Here is a 17,145-nt window from a genome sequence, read left to right on the forward strand (position 1 = left end):
AGTTACCTGCGTTAACATAATAATCAAAAAAAATCTATAAACAACTCATCTATAGAAACCTTAAAAATACTTGAAATACCTAATAATTTGGCAGTTGTGGGTTGAAGCTTTCCATTTTCCATCAAGTTAACTAAAGAGTGACTACAATTTAACAACTCTCCTAATTCCCTCTGCGAAAATCCTTTATTTTTCCTTAATAAATACAGTTTCTTACCATCAAATCTTTTCATCTTCACCCTCCTTAGTTACTTGTGTTAACATCATACACCGAAATAAAGTCTTCTGTAAACCTTTTTTATGTACTTTAATGGTTTTGTTAAAAAAGCATTGCTTCATTTACTTATTTTAGTTATTATAATCATAGAAATGTTTAATCCAGTTAACCGGAGGGTGTTAGTAATGGTAACATTAGGAGACCGCATAAAATTTATTCGTACAAAAAAAAATATCTCACAACAAGAATTAGCGGACATTTTAAATGTTAATCGCTCTGCAATATCCTTATACGAAACCAATAGAAAAAGCCCTTCGAGAGAAAATACCTATAAAATAGCTACCGTATTAGGTGTATCGATAGATTATTTATTAGGTTTACAAACTGAGACTTCTTTTCAAACTGAAAACATCCATTCTGAAACTGCCCAACTTATGAAACGTCTTGATAATATGCCGTCAGAAACAAAACAAACCATTCTTAATTTAATTGATGACTTACTTAAAATACACGAAAAAAGCCATGATTAATTATTATTAATCATGGCTTTAATTTTACTAACTGCAAGTATGTAATCTTCATCCTCACTAAAAATTCGTTCTAACATTAACATCTTTTTAATTTTGTCTTCAGTGTTTTCCTGTTTAATTTTTTTATCATTTATTTTGTTCATTTGTCTAATCTCTCCTATAAGTAATAGTCTCATCACCCATTGTAAATTAGCACCTTTTTTATAATTTTATTACTAATTCTTATAGATGTCTCAAGACTAGCCAAAAAACAAAATGCTTTTTTTCAGCAAAATATATTGACAAATAAAAAAGACCTACTTAATGAAGTTAATTAAGTGGGTCCAGCATATTCATCCCCCAGGTTTAATATCCATATAATAATTAATCTGTTTATCCAAAGCCTTTTCTTCTAATCCTTTATTAGCAACGAATGGCATTATCATTAAAGTCAACATCATTGAAAATATCAACATTATCTTCTTCAAATTCATTCACTCCCACCTCTGGTTTATAGTCCATCATCCATTCAAGTATAACAGAATCTTCCCCACGCTTATACAATTCTCTTGCACTCAAACTGGAAAAAAAATAATTTCCTTGAGTAAAGAATTGCTGAAGACATTTATGTAAACTCTTATTAGAAGTGTCTTGCATTGCCTTAAATAACACAATAAAGTCTTCATTTTCTTTCTGATAAAATACTGATGAGAATTTATCAATTTCTCTTAGTGCGATAACGGGTTCATTCTTTTCTGATTCGTAATACAATTCGGCCAATTTTAAGTTATACAATGCTTCAGTTTCTAAAATTTCCTCCCCAATCGCTTTAGATAACTCATAACTCTCTTTTAGTAGTGATAAGCATTTTTGCTTATCTTCAAGTAAATAAGACATACCCATTAAATACGTTGCATCTGAAACTGTCTTTGCGCTAATATTCGAATTTTTTAAGATAGTAGCGTATCTTCTTGTTAATTCTTTATTATTTAATCTTAAATGAACAGGTGCTAGAACCTCATATACCTTGTGGAAATAGCAATGTAGAATAAAATCTTTACGCCCACCACTTAACTGCTTAAGCCTCTGTTCTACTTCTTTACCCAATCCAATCATCATTGGAAAATCTTTAGAAAAGTAATAATTATAACATTTCATGATATCGATTAATATTCGTAAACAACAATCCGTTGGTTGCCTTAATTCACACAATTTATCAATTAGTGATCTACCGTCAATCTCATTCACTATATATTGATACAATATTTCATACACATCCACAAACTCCTGAATACTTCCTTTATCTTTTCGATATTTTCCTATCAAACGTTTTAACAATTCAGTATCCCTAGTAATTGAAGCGTACTCAAAGCTTTGTTTGATTAGTTCTGTTGTATCAACTTTCAAGCAAAAGTCACGCATTATAGTTTTGTAGTTTTCATCAGGCAGCGTTAATACTTGCGACAATTTCAAGAGACTACAAAAACTAACTGTCCCACTTTTTTTGAACTTAGACATATATTGGGGGCTTACTCCAATAGCCTCAGCAACACTCCCATATGTTAGATCTGGGCTATTGTCAATTAATTCACAAATTTCAACATGTAGCGGCTTCAAAGTATTCTTCCCTCCATCCGATAACATAAAAAGCCCCACCCTTAATTTTCTCAACTCAGGACACATTTTAAAATTACTAGGTGTGTGTTACACTGACGAGGAACTCGTATGATGCAAGTGTTTGTCCTAAGGTAGCTAGGATGAACGATTTAAGAGGTTTTGTCAGGATCACCTCTTACACACGCTCTGCGAGTTTTTATGTTTTTATTTATTTTATTTTATTTTATTTTTAAGATTATTCTGTCTATTATCACAACAGAAATCCATATACTGTATACAGAGCCAATTTTAGCACGGGCTCATATTCTATTCCACCCTAAAATTTATTTCTCAATATAACTTTAAAGAAAAATCTTGAAATTATTCGACTACAAGTTCACATATTCTACAATTCGTAATGAATATTGATTTATTATTCATTATATTCCACTCAAATCGACGTGAAAACCAGCCAATCCCCACGAATTACACCCAACCAATCCAAAAACATTACAATATCAAAATAAAAAAACATCCGACTTTTTCAATATGCGTCACGACATTATTATGGTAATATGATTTTATCTTTACTTTATGTATCATCCCGATTGCTTTCCCTAACCAATCTCCCCATTAACATTAGTGGGGATTTTTATTTTTTGAGTATTTTCAAATTTAAATATGCTATACTGTTTTAAACGGCAATTTTATTTTCATGTAGGTAATATGTTATTAAAATTAAAGTGGTTAAAGTCGAAGAAAGGCGCTCAACTTATATTGAGCGTCTTTTCTTTTGGTAACAAACCAGTTATAATCTACTCAATAAATTGAATTATCAATCTTTATATATACAGGAGGGATTCTTATGGTGATCTACAAAGATAAAGAACGAGGAACATATTTTTTTGTTGTCAGAGTCCGTCAATTTGATGGTACTCAAAAACAAGTAAAACGTCGTGGATTTAAAACGAAAAAAGAAGCACGTGAAGCGGAAGCTAAAATGTTAGTTGAAAAAGAAACAAATTCCAGTTTAACATTTGCTCAAGTGGCGAATAGTTATTTTGATTGGTATTGCCAGAGGAGAAAACAATCTTCAATTAACACCATTAAAGCAATCCTTGAAAATCATTTACTAGAAAAATTCGGGAAATCAAAAATTAATAATATAACTGCTAAGCATATCATGATCTACCAAAACGAAATTATTCATAAGTATTCAGCTGTTTATTTGAAAAAGATTCATACCGTACTGTCCTCAATTTTTAATTTCGCAATAAAATTTTATGGTCTCACAAGTAATCCTGCGAGAATTGCTGGCAACTTTGAAAAAGAATCGAATAAACGATTAAACTTTTGGGAATTTGATGAGTTTAAACAATTCATTCATGTAGTAGATGATTTACTATATCAAGCCTTTTTTACGACTCTTTATTATAGCGGTGCAAGAACTGGCGAATTGCTAGCATTAACATGGGCAGATATTAATTTTGAAGAAAAATCGATTGATATTAATAAAACCAACTATAACAGACAGATTACAAAACCCAAAACCAAAGCATCAAATCGTATTATTATGCTACCATCTCTTGTCATAGACTTATTGAAAACATTAAAAGGACATGCTACATTAGGAGCACCGATAAAAAATGATTATATTGTATTTGGTGAATTTTACACAAGTATAGCGACAGCTACTCTTCATAAACGTTTTGCCAAATATGTTGTCGCTTCTGGAATAACCAAAATTCTACTTCATGAATTTAGACATTCCCATGCATCTTATTTAATAAATAGAGGTGTTAGTCCACTTGTGGTAGCCCAGAGATTAGGACATTCGGATGTGTCAACAACGTTAAATACATATAGTCATTTATATCCGTCAAAACAAGCGGAAGTAGTAGCGTTTATGGAACAAGATTTATCATTTTCGTTACCAATCCGTGACCTACGCCCTTTAAAAAGCTGATATTATGCAATTCGTAATGATCAGAATAATCATCATACGTATATTTTTTGAACCATGATGTAACAGACCACTTTGGAGATTTCACTTGTAATACGTTATTCTCTACGAATGATGGATTCGCATGATCTTTACTCGCAATAATATAATCTAAATGTTCAGCAGGTGCATCTGGATAATTGTATTTCGCAATACTGTTTGTCGTCGCATCCCAAGTTGCTGTATGTCCTATATAAGATGGAACAGACGCATGTAATGTTTTAAACATCGATGCATACTCTGAATTGCTATTATTCTCAGCATTTATTTTATTTACATTCATATCACCACCAATTAACACATACTCGTTATTTGGTATATTTTTATTTTTAATAAACTCTTGAATTTCTCGTAGCTGTTTTGTACGTACAGATGCTGGCGAAGTATTTCCACACATACTATCTTCAGCTTGTAAATGAGTCCCAATCACATGTACAAAACGATCATTTTTCTTAACTTTTGTGTATACAAATCCTTTATTTGATAAGTTATCTGGTCCACAGCCTTTTTCAAATACATATTGAATCTTTTCAACAATTGGCCATTTACTCACAATCGCTACACCTCCATCTTCAGGAGTCGAAGATGAATAATTTCCTAACGTCTTATCCCACTCACTTCCACTACTACGACCTAATACTGCCGTTTGATTTGGATATTCTTTCTTCAAATTTCCTAATAAGCGATTTGAAGCACTATTATCAAACACTTCATTTAATATAACAACATCCTGATTCTTTATATAATCTGCCGCTCCAATTAAATCAGCACGCTCATTTTGTCCCCAGTTCGGATATAAGTTTGTTGATAGCATGTACACATTATGCGTCATCACTTTCAAAGTATTATTTTGATTTGTAGACGTTTCTGCTTGAGCTGAAGATCCTCCGTATAAAACTCCTAAACCAATCCCAAAGCTAAGTACACCTTTTAGCAATTTACTTTTCACAATTCATATCCTCCGTTTACTGTATAGTGATAAAAAGGCCAAATACTCTATTCTGAGATTTGACCTTTCTCCAATACTTAACGATTTCCGTACGTATCAAACCAAAGCTGAATGTATCCAGCAGTTACACGTTGCGCTTCCATTAATCGCTTACCAGTCATTGGTGTAACTTCAGCGCGCCATTTGTCGGCATAACTTTGTGATACAGCAGCTTGCACGAACCAACTTTTCGTATTACTATTTACGATACCAGGGAAATCTTGTTTCGCAGCTACCGCAGCACCATGAATCCAATCTTCAGGGTTTATACCTTTCCAATTCCAATATCCATTTCCGTCCGTTACTTTGTAATTATCTTTGATCGTATCTACAAAGTTTTCATATTTAGAATGGAATCCTTGTGGATAAGAAATATTCGTAAAGTTTGCTGCATGCATCGGTTGATTTACATCACCTAAATAATGAAGAGATAACCCTAAATAGAAGAATGCTTGTTTCATATCTTTATTTTTATAAGATTCACCAGCTAATTTAAAATACTTAGCTCCAGTTTCCTTCGCTTGCTTTGCAAGTGGAATGTATGTACTTCCATCGTCTGGATCATAGAAATGTGATGCAAATGTACTATTGTCATAATAAGGATTTTCATAATCAGCAGAATAAATGCCATTTTCTAAATCTGTGCGCCATTCATTTAATAGTGCAACTTGATCTTGTTTTACAATTGTCGTATTACGGGACATAATATCAATTGCACGATTCACGATCCATAAATGAGAATTTACACCTTCTGAATGCTTATCTTCAGCAGACCAATATTGAATAATCTGTACTCTATTCCCACCATCATTTTCATGAGCAAAAGCTACATTTTGTAACGGAGCTACTAACGTAATAGCTGCTGCTAAAGCGAGCACTTTCTTTTTCATCTGAAACCCTCCATTTTATAATTGAGTTATAGTAAATATTTTGTTAGGATCCTACTATGTCTTCTGGTTAACCTATGACTAGAATATCCCACCTTTCATCAAAATTCTATCAATAAATTAAAATATGCAAATGTTCATATCACTATAACTTTATACATAGCGAACGTAATGAATGAATGCACTTACATTGTAATACAGTATTGTTAAGCTACTGCAAATACTTGTCTAAACTAATGTAAAAAAAGAGTAAAGCGATTAACCGCTTTACTCTTTTTTTCTTTTCGATAATACACTTGGCAGTTGCACATTAACTGCCAATTTATGAATAAATCCAAACACTAATCCAATCCCGATAAATATGTATAAGATCGTAAATACCTTTCCGAAATCAGTTTGCGGACTAAAATTCCCATCACCGACAGTCGTCAACGTAACCACACTAAAATATAGGGCGTCAAGAGGGCGTAATCCTTCAACTGTACTATAAAAAATCGTACCAGATGTTAATGTTAAAAATGTTAATACGAATAATACTTGAAATTCTTTATCTTTCCACGCTCGTAAACAAGCTTTTAACATCCGTTTCAATGTCAACATAAATGAAAGCATTAGACTTCCCCTTCCAAACAAAATACCTGTAGTTAAAGGAAAGTCTATCACCTTTCTGTATAGAAAAAAAGTAGCCCTCTTCTATTTCTAGAAAAGGGCTACTTTTTACTATTCTCTATTATTTAGGTGAAACAAGAATTTTCACTTGTGTTTTATCTTTTACAAGTGCTTCAAATCCTTCTTCAACAACTTGATCCACTGTGATTTTTTTCGTAATTAATTTCTCTGCTTGAATTTGGCCAGAGCTAATTAATTTAATAACAGCTGGGAAGATATGACGGTATCCAAGAATACCGATAACTTCTTTTTCTTTTAGTACAAGGTTGTTTGGCGTAATTGTCGCATCTTTTTCCCACACACTAACAATTACAGTTTGTCCTTCAAAACTTGTACTTTCAATCGCTTGACGAAGTACTACTTCGACACCTGTTACTTCAAAGCTCACATTTACACCTAAACCATTTGTTAAGTTACGAATTTCTGCTAGTACATCTTGAGTTGCTGGATTTAATACGTAATCAGCACCTGCTAATTTAGCTAGCTCTTGACGTTCTTTAGAAAGTTCCACTGCGATAACAGGAGTTGCTCCTGCTGCTTTTGCTGCTTGGATTACAAGAAGCCCAATCGGACCACAACCAAATACCGCTACAGCTTCTCCCTCTTTTAATTTACTTTGACGTACTGCATGAACTGCTACTGCTGCTGGTTCTACAAGTGCACCTTGTTCATACGTCATTTCATCAGGAATATGGTGGACCATATCTTCTGGTACTACTGTATATTCAGAGAAACCGCCGCCTTCTCCGCCAAGACCGTGGAAAACAAGTTGTTCACAAACATTGTAATGTCCGTGTTTACAAGCTTCACATTTACCACAAGAATAAATTGGTTCTACAACGACGCGATCTCCCACTTTATGAGAAGTAACGCCTTCACCGATTTCAACTACCTCACCACTAAACTCATGACCTAAAATAACCGGTGCTTTTACGTGTGTTAATGGGTGCTCTTCTGTTGGAATAAAAATAGGTCCTGCTAAATATTCATGCAAGTCCGTTCCGCAGATACCACACCATTTAACTTTAATCTTAACTGCTCCTGGTCTTACAGTTGGTTCTGGTACTTCTTCTACTCGTACATCACGTTGATTATGCCAAAGTAGTGCTTTCATTTTATACATCCCTCTCTACGTATATACTTAACCTGGTGAAGTTTACAAATCTATTATAATACTTTCATCCATATATTTCAAAAAAACAATCTCATTTCCACTAAATTTTAACAAATAACGTTCAATATTTTGTCACTTTGTACTTTTTTCCACATCTGTTAATGCTAATTTCATTGCGGTTGAAATTAGCATTATGCCATAATAGCATAGGAGAGGTGAATATCGCTTGAAATATTTTATTTACTTTATTGTTATCGTAGCGTTTTTAGATACATTTTCACAATTACCTATTATGAGTACTTTCGCTCAAAGTCTTGGAGGAACCCCTCTTGTTATTGGGCTAGTTATCGGTATGTACTCATTCGCTAATATGATCGGTAATATTATCGCTGGAGCCGCTGTCGATAAATTTGGTGCAAAAAAAATCCTTTATATAAGCATGGGAATTACGAGTTTCATAGTCTTGTTATACACCGTTGTTCAAAGTGGTGAACAACTATTAGTTGTGCGCTTTATGCACGGTTTTAGTGACGGATTTTTAATTCCTGCTGCCTTTACGTTTTTATCAAAGCAAACGAATTCAGCAAGGCAAGGTAAAGCAATGGCTCTATCTGGTGCCGCTGTTGGAACAGCTGCAATCGTAGGACCTGCTTTCAGCGGCATTATGAAAGCAACAGCTGGTATAGAGTGGGTGTTCATTACTATTTCTATTTTAATGGTCCTTGGTACAATCGTATCTCTATTCTTCTTACCAAATAACGTATCAAGAAAAGATACATCAAGAACACAAATGATGAACAAAGAAGATATGATTGAACTATTGAAATCAGAACCGTTATTACAAGCATATATTGGTGCTTTCACACTAATGTTTTCACAAGGGATTGTCACTTATATGTTACCAGTAAAAGTTGAGGCATTAGCACTTAAAGCATCTACAACAGGCATGATGTTAAGTGTATTCGGAATTACCGCTATCCTCTTCTTCTTACTGCCAACAAATCGCATTTACGATCGATTTAATCGTTCCAAACTAATGCTAATCGGGATTGCAGTAATGGCACTAGCGTTATCTTTACTCGGATTATTTGCAACAAAAGGCATGCTCTTTATCGTTATGATGATTTATGGAATTGGGTTCGCTATCCTCTTCCCAGCAATTAATGCTTTACTTGTTGAAAATACGACAGATAATAATCGTGGGAAAGCATTCGGATTGTTTTATGCATTCTTCTCGTTAGGAGTTGTTGCTGGCTCCTTTACAGTCGGAGCAATCGGAGCATCACCTAGCGCTAGCTTCGTTATCGGAACTGCATTCTTGTTAACATTTGCTGGAATGATTTTTGTAAGAAGCAAAGTAAAAAAGACAATGATGGGTTAATTCCATCATTGTCTTTTTTTAAAATGCATATTGATATAATCCGTAATATAACGGAAAAGTTGGGATAATGCCAATTAATTTAAATACAAAAGGTAATGGCTCATCTTTCTCTTCATATAATCGTAAAACAAAAACTGCAGTTAACGTCCAAATGATGCTAAATACGAAGATGCATTGCCAAACGATCGGCGTCAATATTTGTACATCAAAAACAAATCCAAATAGTCCTATCCATGTAATAATAGACACTACAAAATCAAACTTTTGAATCGGTGTTTGAAACATCCCTCTCACTAGCGAAGTAATAGCTAATATCGCTACAATTACCAAATAAATTTTCCACAACATAATGATAATCTCCTATTCAATTCAACTTTTAACTTTCAATAAACCATATTTAATGAATAATATGGCATTATATTTTTCATAGAAATAATACAACGGATAACAAAATAAGAAGAAAATAAGTACGGTTGGTACATTGTCTATAATAGAAAAATGTTTTACTAGCAATTCTTTAATACTCTCTCCAATAATAATAAACAGTGGGATAACACAGATTGCCGCTAATATTAAACATGGTGTTATCCTCATTTCTTTCAGCTTCACCTTACAATGCGGACACCTTAATGAAAAAGGATGTGGGATGTCGATAATATGTTGTGCAGTAATATTCTCTTCACATTGTGGACATGCAATTGTTTCTTTCATTTGTCCCCCCTCCTTTCTACTCATCAAAAAAGAGTTCTATTAAATAGAACTCTTTTTATTGCCTAATATATATTACTTTTGTATATAACCAAATATCAATGTAAATAAACTTGCATATAAAAGCAATACTACTTCCTCCTTTTAAAAAAGAAAATGAATAAATATCGACGATACTTCGACAATTTCCTCGGAAATATTTCTTTTCCACACATAATTTGATACACTACATATGGATAAACACTTGTATTACATAAGCTAAAATAATAACTTAATGTACAAATAAAAGAGCACACTCTTCATATGAAGAATGTGCTTTTATTTTATCCCGCATTAACGTCTAATCCAAACAGCACCTGCAGACTTATCATCTGCTTGTCCAACAACTTGGAATTTAAGGCCAAGGTTTGGAACTTTGCGTCCTGCGTCAGCAATTTGCTTATTACTGTATACCTTTGAATCATCAAACGTTGTAACACCTTGTAATCCAGTATAATTAAACTGTCCTCGTGTAAATGAATTTACACTCCATGAAGGTGTTTGATCAAATGAAAATGCAGCATCTGCAATTTGAATTCCAGTATTACCGTATGCTGGTTTCCCACCTAAATTTCCAACAATCGCTTCTGGATGAGAATCTACAACACCAAGGAAGCCTTCACCTGGATGTAACCCAACCCAGTTATCTTTGAAACTATCATCTGCATACCAAACGACAAGACCTGTATTATATACCGGACCTTTTCCCGCTTTTAATCCATTATCTGATCCAGCATAGTTTCTCCACTCTAGATAATAATAATGAGGTTTCTGTTCTGTCCCATCAGAAACAACGAATCCATTTAACTTCATTTTAGACTGTCCTTCTGCGTCATCTGAAAATACTACTTGTCCATCAACTGTTACATTTACATTATCCATTGCGAAACCTTTATATGTTAAAGCTGGATCTGTAATATAGTCGAATTGTAGTTTAACTTTCTTCCCTTTAAATTGACTTAAATCATATGATTTATCAATCCATTTTCCATCTGTTGTATCTTTATTTTCTTGGACTATGTTTTCTCCCAATCTATCAATTAATGTTTTCGTTCCATCTTCAGTTACAGCATGTACTTCGATGAAATCACACTCTGCTTCTAGTTCATAATTCGCTTTATAATCAAATTTCGCATTTGTTCCTTTTGTTAAATCAAAGAATGGTGTTTCTAATGTCGTATGCATATCATCTCCTCTTGTACTATAATATGCATGCTTTCCAAACTCCGGTTTAATTGTTTCAACACTTTTACCTGGTAAGTTAACACGTACGACACCTGGACGATTGGATTTCGTAACACTTTGATCAATATATGTAGGAACGCCTACACCACTCTTAATTTTATCGTAATCTACTTCTAAAATTTTCGCCCAGTTTCCACCCATATTCTTTTGTAAGAAATCTTTATTTTGTGGTGAAAAACTAGTTGGCTCTGTTCCTGCGATTTTTCCTGTCCAGCTACCTCCACTCATTAATGACCAAGCTTCGACAGGTGATCCCATTCCAGTATAATTCGTATCATACTCATCTGGTAAACCAAGGTCATGTCCAAATTCATGTGCAAACACACCTACTGCACCGTCTTCTGGTTCAATTGTGTAATCATGAGCCGCTACTTTTCCACCAAAGTAATCTACCTTTGATTTTGTACCTTCAATCGCTACTGGATCTGTTGCTAATTTTGAACGATGTGACCAAATCGCATCATCACCTAATTTACCGCCACCAGCTTCTTGACCAACACCAGCATGGATTACCATTAAATGATCAATTACACCGTCAGATTCATTTTGATTACCATCACCATTTGTATCATATCTGTCAAATTGATCAAATTGAGATAAATCTAATCCTTTATCCGCTGCAGCTTTTAATGCTTCTTTCACTAAATCACGCGCACCTTTTGGTCCTTTATTATCGTGACCGCTACTACCATCAGCACCATAATCAGCGGCTTTACCTGGAACAGTTAACCACTCTGTTACATATCCGTCTGTCGTATAACTACCACCAGACTGTTCTTCATAATATTGCTTAAATGTTTTTACTTTCGAACCATCAAATAATGTGTAAGGCTCATTACCAAATAACATTTTTTGATAATGTTCTCTACTAAAGTCTTTCGAATACATATAACCTGGTGTTTGCTCAATATTATTATGTTTATAATCACTAAATTCAACGAGTAACACTAACACTTTATCATTGCGGACAGGTCCACTATATGGAGCTTGTTTCGCCTTAGAAGTTGGAACTTTCCCATCTAATTGCTTTTTATTTGGCTCTGGCTTTTGCTCAGGGCTAACATTTTTTTCAGCTTTCTTTACTTTTTCCTTTTCTTCCATCTTCTTCTCTTTTACCTTTTTCACGAAATCAGATGCTTCTTGATTCGCATCGGGAAGAATTTCTTTATTCGCCTGATCCCCTTGTTTCTTTTCAATATATTGCTCTACGGCCTTTTTTGTCTCTTCTTTAGACGATGCTGGATTAATTGTTCCTCTTTCTTTCAGCGCTTCCGCTAAACGATCTTCTTGAATTAAGTTATGATCAATTGGCGTTGTAGACACACTTTCTTTTGCTGGCGTTTCTGCATATGCTAACGGAGCACTCATTACAGCTGAGCATCCGATGAGTGTTGCGATCGTTAATGATGACAACACTTTAAATGGCGCTTTTTTTCTCATTTTAATCATCCCCTTGTATCAATCTTAAACTTCAGATAAAAATATGTAATCTATCCTCCCTTGTATAATAAAAGACATGATTCTATAAGAAATAAGCTTTCTGTTATAGAATCATGCCCTCCAGTTTTCTGGTCAGACCCTCTATCTTTTTATGTCGAAATGTGAAAAATAAAGAGTGATTTGTATATATTAAATAGCTTATATTAAAAATTTAAAAGACAATATGCACAATTGCATGAAAATTCTTTCAAACGAAAAAAGAACCCAAGTTAATTAAACTTGGGTTCTCCATTTCGTATTATTTCTCTTGTGTTTTTTCCCAATCAGCTAAGAATTTCTCAATTCCTTGATCTGTTAATGGGTGCTTCACTAATGAAGCGATTACGTTTGCTGGAATTGTTGCAATATGTGAACCGTTTAATGCTGCTTCTGTTACGTGAACACTATGACGTACAGATGCTGCAATGATTTCTGTTTCAATGCCGTGAATTGCAAAGATTTCTGCGATTTGGCGAATTAAGTCCATACCGTTATGACCGATATCATCTAGGCGACCTAAGAACGGTGAAACGTATGTCGCACCAGCGCGAGCTGCAAGTAATGCTTGCACTGCTGAGAATACTAATGTAACGTTTGTACGAATTCCTAAATCTGAGAATGCTTTTACTGCTTTTAAGCCTTCTGTTGTCATTGGAACTTTTACAACAACATTTGGAGCGATTTTTGCTAACTCTTTTCCTTCTTCAATCATTTTATCAGCTTCTAAGCTAATTACTTCTGCGCTTACAGGTCCTTCAATAAAACTGCAAATTTCACGAATACGCTCATGGAAATCTACGCCTTCTTTTGCTACAAGTGATGGGTTTGTCGTTACTCCAGCTACTACGCCTAATGCATTTGCCTCTTTAATTTCGTTAATGTTTGCTGTATCAATAAAAAATTTCATTTGTTATTCTTCCTTCCTAATTTTCATTTTATATTTATTTATTTTTTCTTAATAAGCTCTAATTCAATCGGAATAAATTTGTCCACTTTTTTACCTTGTGTTATCTCTTTTGCTGTTTCCATCGCCTTCTCTCCGATTAATTCCGGTTTTTGAGCGACTGTTGCTGCCATACGCCCATCTTTAACCGCTTTTACAGCATCATCCGTTGCATCAAATCCAACAACGACTACATCCGTTTTACCAGCAGATTTTAATGCCTCAATTGCGCCTAATGCCATTTCATCATTATGAGCAAATACCGCTTTAATATCGCTATTTGCTTGCAAAATATTTTCCATAACGGATAACCCTTTTGCACGATCGAAATCAGCTGCTTGTTTTGCTACTACTTTTAAAGACTTATCAGCTACGTTATGGAATCCTTTCCCACGCTCACGAGCAGCAGACGATCCAGGTATTCCTTCTAACTCAGCGACATTTGTTCCCTCACCAACTACTTCCCGAATGTAATCACTAGCCATTTGACCACCTTCTACATTGTTGGAAGCTATGTGAGAAACAACTTTACCTGAATTTGCAACTCTGTCTACTGTAATAACAGGAACATTGGCTGCATTGGCTGCACTTACCGCTGAAGCAACAGCATCTGAGTCGGTTGGATTAATAACAATTACATCGACACCTTTTTGAATTAAATCTTCAACATCGTTTGTTTGCTTCGCTGCATCATTTTGTGCATCAACAGCAATTAATTCAATGCCGCTATCTTTTGCTTTCTTTTCTGCACCTTTTTTCAACGTGACGAAAAATGGATTATTTAAAGTTGAAACAGAAAATCCAACTTTAATAGTTTTATTTCGACCTTTATCGCTAGAATCCTTTGCCCATTCTGGTGGCTCCATTGAACAACCAGCAGTAACTACCATGATGCATGCAACGAGTATCAGTAACCATTTTTTCATGAATTGCCCCTCCATTACGCTTCTTTTCGACGATCAATTAGTACAGCTAGTAAGATTACAAGTCCTTTTACAACTTGTTGGAAGAAAGAAGATACACCTAATAAATTTAAACCGTTATTTAGTACACCAATAATAAGCACACCGATGAATGTACCAACAATCCATCCTCTTCCACCTGAAAGGCTCGTTCCTCCTAACACAACTGCTGCAATTGCATCTAATTCGTAAGAAGTACCAGCAGTCGGCTGTGCAGAATCTAATCTTGATGTTAATACAATACCTGCAAGCGCTGCCAAAATTCCGGAAAGACCGTAAATCATTACTTTAATTCTCGTAACATTAATACCTGATAAAGCTGCCGCTTCTTCATTTCCACCAATCGCAAACGTACGGCGACCAAACGTTGTTTTCTTTAAAATAAAGTACAGTACTGCAAAAGCGATCATCATTGTAACGGCTGGCACAGGAATACCAAAGAAATAACCACGGCCAAACATTTGGAACATTAAATGATCACCAAGACCAGTGATCGGACGTCCGTCCATATAAACAAGCGTCAACCCGCGAAAAATAGTCATTGTTGCTAAAGTTGCAATAAACGGAGCTACTTTTCCCTTCGCAATAATGATACCGTTTACAATCCCCATTGCAAGACCTGCTAATAATCCAACTGCCATTGCAAGGAACGGATCCATGCCACTTGCCATCATTCCGGCAACAAGTGCACTTGATAATGCTAAAATAGAACCTACCGATAAGTCAATACCCCCTGTTAAAATAACGAAGGTCATTCCGAATGCAATGAGTGCATTAATCGATACTTGGCGCAGTATATTAAATAAATTTGGAATTTCAATAAATGCTGGATTTAAAGCTGTAATTACTACGATAATTAATACTAATCCGATTAAAGAACCAAGTTGTTGTAATACATTCCCCTTCTTAGCCATATCTTACTCTCCCCCTGTAGCTAGTGCCATAATAGACTCTTGCGATGCCTGATCTTTCTCTAAAATACCACCGATTTTCCCTTCATGAATGACGAGAACACGATCACTCATTCCTAAAACTTCTGGAAGCTCAGACGATACCATAATAACGGAATCTCCTTGCTCGGTAAGCTTATTCATAATAGAGTAAATTTCTTTTTTAGCCCCAACATCTACACCTCTCGTTGGTTCATCTAAAATGAGTAACTGCGGATGAATACCTAACCATTTTGCAATTACAATCTTTTGCTGATTTCCACCCGAAAGAGATTTTACAGCTTGCTCTCCGTTTGCTGCTTTCACATTAAGAAGCTTCATCATATCCTCTGTAAATTGCTGTTCTAAACCTTTATTAACAACGCTTCCCTTTGAAAGACTTTCTAAATTTGGTAAAGCTAAATTTTCACGAATCGAAAAATCTAACACAAGCCCTTCAGATTTTCTATCCTCTGTAATAAAGGCAATTCGTTGTCTGATCGCATCAATTGGACTATCAATTTTTACTTCTTGTCCATTCATAAAAATCTTTCCTGAATCGAGCGGTTCATATCCAAATATTGCTTTCATAATATCCGTGCGACCAGCTCCCATCAAGCCCGCAACACCAAGGATTTCACCTTTTCTAACTTGAAACGAAACATTTTCAAATTTCCCCTTTTTCGTTCCGTTACGCATTTCAAAAATCACTTCGCCAATTTGACTATTTCGCTCTGGATAACGTTGACCAATACTGCGCCCCACCATCATGCTAACTACTTCATCAAATGATGTTTCCGGAATTAATCTCTTCCCTACATATTCTCCATCACGCAAAATCGTAATGGCATCACATATTGAAAAAATTTCTTCCATCCGGTGTGAAATATAAACGAATGAAACGCCCTCTTTACGTAATTTATTAATAACAATAAACAGCGTTTCAATTTCGCGATCTGTTAATGCTGCTGTAGGTTCATCCATAATAATAACGCTCGCCTTTGTCATTAATGCTTTAGCAATTTCAATAATTTGCTGTTGTCCAACAGATAATTCACCTGCTAGCATAGCGCCTCTCACATGTAGACCAAGATCTGCTAATTGTTGCTGGGCAATCGCATTCATTTGACGCGTACGTAAAATGCCCGTTTTCCCATACATTAACTCTTTGCCAAGAAACATATTTTCAGCTACCGTTAAATTCGGTAATATGTTCAACTCTTGATGGATAAATGCAATACCATACTCTTCAGCTTCTTTCGCATTTTTAAAAGTTCGTTCTTTCCCATCAATCATGACTGTTCCACTGTCTTTTTTATATACACCTGTTAAAATCTTCATGAGCGTCGATTTCCCCGCTCCATTTTCCCCCATCAATGCATGGACTTCTCCTGTTTCAATCATAAACTGTGCGTTTTTTAGAACAGGATTACCACTGAACGCTTTTGAAATGTTCTTCATTTCAATATGCATTCTCATC

Annotated in this window: 17 protein-coding genes; 3 read left to right on the top strand and 14 right to left on the bottom strand. The window is 34.8% G+C overall.

Features of this window, described 5'->3' with window-relative positions; all coding sequences use genetic code 11:
* Positions 1 to 23: 23 nt before the first annotated feature.
* Entirely contained in the window at positions 24 to 230 is a 207-nt protein-coding gene (locus I6L50_RS01385; protein ID WP_097906844.1) for a helix-turn-helix domain-containing protein, read from the bottom strand.
* 169 nt (positions 231 to 399) lie between these two features.
* On the opposite strand from I6L50_RS01385, the gene I6L50_RS01390 reads away from it, so the two are divergent.
* Positions 400 to 744, top strand: a complete 345-nt coding sequence (locus I6L50_RS01390) for a helix-turn-helix domain-containing protein (protein ID WP_029439677.1) — start codon at positions 400 to 402, stop codon at positions 742 to 744.
* Here I6L50_RS01390 and I6L50_RS01395 read toward each other — a convergent pair.
* On the bottom strand, positions 741 to 887 hold the full coding sequence (locus I6L50_RS01395; protein WP_219300157.1) for a hypothetical protein: 147 nt from the start codon (positions 885 to 887) through the stop codon (positions 741 to 743). The two genes, I6L50_RS01390 and I6L50_RS01395, sit on opposite strands and share 4 nt — an antisense overlap.
* A 259-nt stretch (positions 888 to 1,146) precedes the next feature.
* Positions 1,147 to 2,367 carry an AimR family lysis-lysogeny pheromone receptor gene (locus tag I6L50_RS01400; RefSeq protein ID WP_219300159.1) on the bottom strand — a complete coding sequence of 407 codons (1,221 nt, stop codon included), beginning with the start codon at positions 2,365 to 2,367 and terminating at the stop codon, positions 1,147 to 1,149.
* A gap of 817 nt (positions 2,368 to 3,184) precedes the next feature.
* Between I6L50_RS01400 and I6L50_RS01405 the strand changes: the two genes are divergently transcribed.
* Positions 3,185 to 4,285 (top strand): tyrosine-type recombinase/integrase, encoded by a 1,101-nt coding sequence (locus tag I6L50_RS01405; protein WP_219300161.1) that lies wholly within the window; start codon positions 3,185 to 3,187, stop codon positions 4,283 to 4,285.
* Here I6L50_RS01405 and sph read toward each other — a convergent pair.
* From sph to bdhA, 4 genes are all read right to left on the bottom strand, one after another.
* Positions 4,224 to 5,270, bottom strand: a complete 1,047-nt coding sequence (gene sph, locus I6L50_RS01410) for a sphingomyelin phosphodiesterase (RefSeq protein ID WP_219300163.1) — start codon at positions 5,268 to 5,270, stop codon at positions 4,224 to 4,226. The two genes, I6L50_RS01405 and sph, sit on opposite strands and share 62 nt — an antisense overlap.
* A 77-nt stretch (positions 5,271 to 5,347) precedes the next feature.
* Positions 5,348 to 6,199, bottom strand: coding sequence for a phospholipase C (gene cerA, locus I6L50_RS01415; protein ID WP_219300165.1), 852 nt, complete (start codon positions 6,197 to 6,199; stop codon positions 5,348 to 5,350).
* Between the two features lie 264 nt (positions 6,200 to 6,463).
* On the bottom strand, positions 6,464 to 6,808 hold the full coding sequence (locus I6L50_RS01420; RefSeq protein WP_002090921.1) for a potassium channel family protein: 345 nt from the start codon (positions 6,806 to 6,808) through the stop codon (positions 6,464 to 6,466).
* A 118-nt stretch (positions 6,809 to 6,926) separates the two neighbouring features.
* Entirely contained in the window at positions 6,927 to 7,979 is a 1,053-nt protein-coding gene (gene bdhA, locus I6L50_RS01425) for a (R,R)-butanediol dehydrogenase (RefSeq protein ID WP_000645834.1), read from the bottom strand.
* Positions 7,980 to 8,205: 226 nt separating this feature from the next.
* Between bdhA and I6L50_RS01430 the strand changes: the two genes are divergently transcribed.
* Positions 8,206 to 9,360: an MFS transporter gene (locus I6L50_RS01430; protein WP_044444498.1), complete on the top strand. Its 1,155-nt coding sequence runs from the start codon at positions 8,206 to 8,208 to the stop codon at positions 9,358 to 9,360.
* Positions 9,361 to 9,378: 18 nt separating this feature from the next.
* Here I6L50_RS01430 and I6L50_RS01435 read toward each other — a convergent pair whose 3' ends face one another.
* The 7 genes from I6L50_RS01435 to rbsA all read right to left on the bottom strand — a co-directional run bounded on the left by I6L50_RS01435 (position 9,379) and on the right by rbsA (position 17,138).
* Positions 9,379 to 9,708 (bottom strand): hypothetical protein, encoded by a 330-nt coding sequence (locus I6L50_RS01435; RefSeq protein WP_063225703.1) that lies wholly within the window; start codon positions 9,706 to 9,708, stop codon positions 9,379 to 9,381.
* Positions 9,709 to 9,729: 21 nt separating this feature from the next.
* Positions 9,730 to 10,071 (bottom strand): hypothetical protein, encoded by a 342-nt coding sequence (locus I6L50_RS01440; protein WP_002029794.1) that lies wholly within the window; start codon positions 10,069 to 10,071, stop codon positions 9,730 to 9,732.
* 330 nt (positions 10,072 to 10,401) lie between these two features.
* On the bottom strand, positions 10,402 to 12,792 hold the full coding sequence (gene inhA2 / locus I6L50_RS01445) for a M6 family metalloprotease immune inhibitor InhA2 (protein ID WP_219300167.1): 2,391 nt from the start codon (positions 12,790 to 12,792) through the stop codon (positions 10,402 to 10,404).
* A 298-nt stretch (positions 12,793 to 13,090) separates the two neighbouring features.
* On the bottom strand, positions 13,091 to 13,738 hold the full coding sequence (gene fsa, locus I6L50_RS01450; protein WP_000667669.1) for a fructose-6-phosphate aldolase: 648 nt from the start codon (positions 13,736 to 13,738) through the stop codon (positions 13,091 to 13,093).
* Positions 13,739 to 13,776: 38 nt separating this feature from the next.
* Positions 13,777 to 14,700 (bottom strand): ribose ABC transporter substrate-binding protein RbsB, encoded by a 924-nt coding sequence (rbsB, locus tag I6L50_RS01455; protein ID WP_002090926.1) that lies wholly within the window; start codon positions 14,698 to 14,700, stop codon positions 13,777 to 13,779.
* A 14-nt stretch (positions 14,701 to 14,714) separates the two neighbouring features.
* Positions 14,715 to 15,650, bottom strand: a complete 936-nt coding sequence (locus I6L50_RS01460; RefSeq protein ID WP_219300169.1) for an ABC transporter permease subunit — start codon at positions 15,648 to 15,650, stop codon at positions 14,715 to 14,717.
* Between the two features lie 3 nt (positions 15,651 to 15,653).
* Complete coding sequence (rbsA, locus tag I6L50_RS01465) at positions 15,654 to 17,138, bottom strand: ribose ABC transporter ATP-binding protein RbsA (RefSeq protein WP_219300171.1); 1,485 nt, start codon at positions 17,136 to 17,138, stop codon at positions 15,654 to 15,656.
* Between the last annotated feature and the right edge of the window lie 7 nt (positions 17,139 to 17,145).

Origin of the sequence: Bacillus sp. FDAARGOS_1420, from assembly GCF_019344915.1 — a bacterium.
Classification (GTDB): Bacteria; Bacillota; Bacilli; order Bacillales; family Bacillaceae_G; genus Bacillus_A; species Bacillus_A mycoides.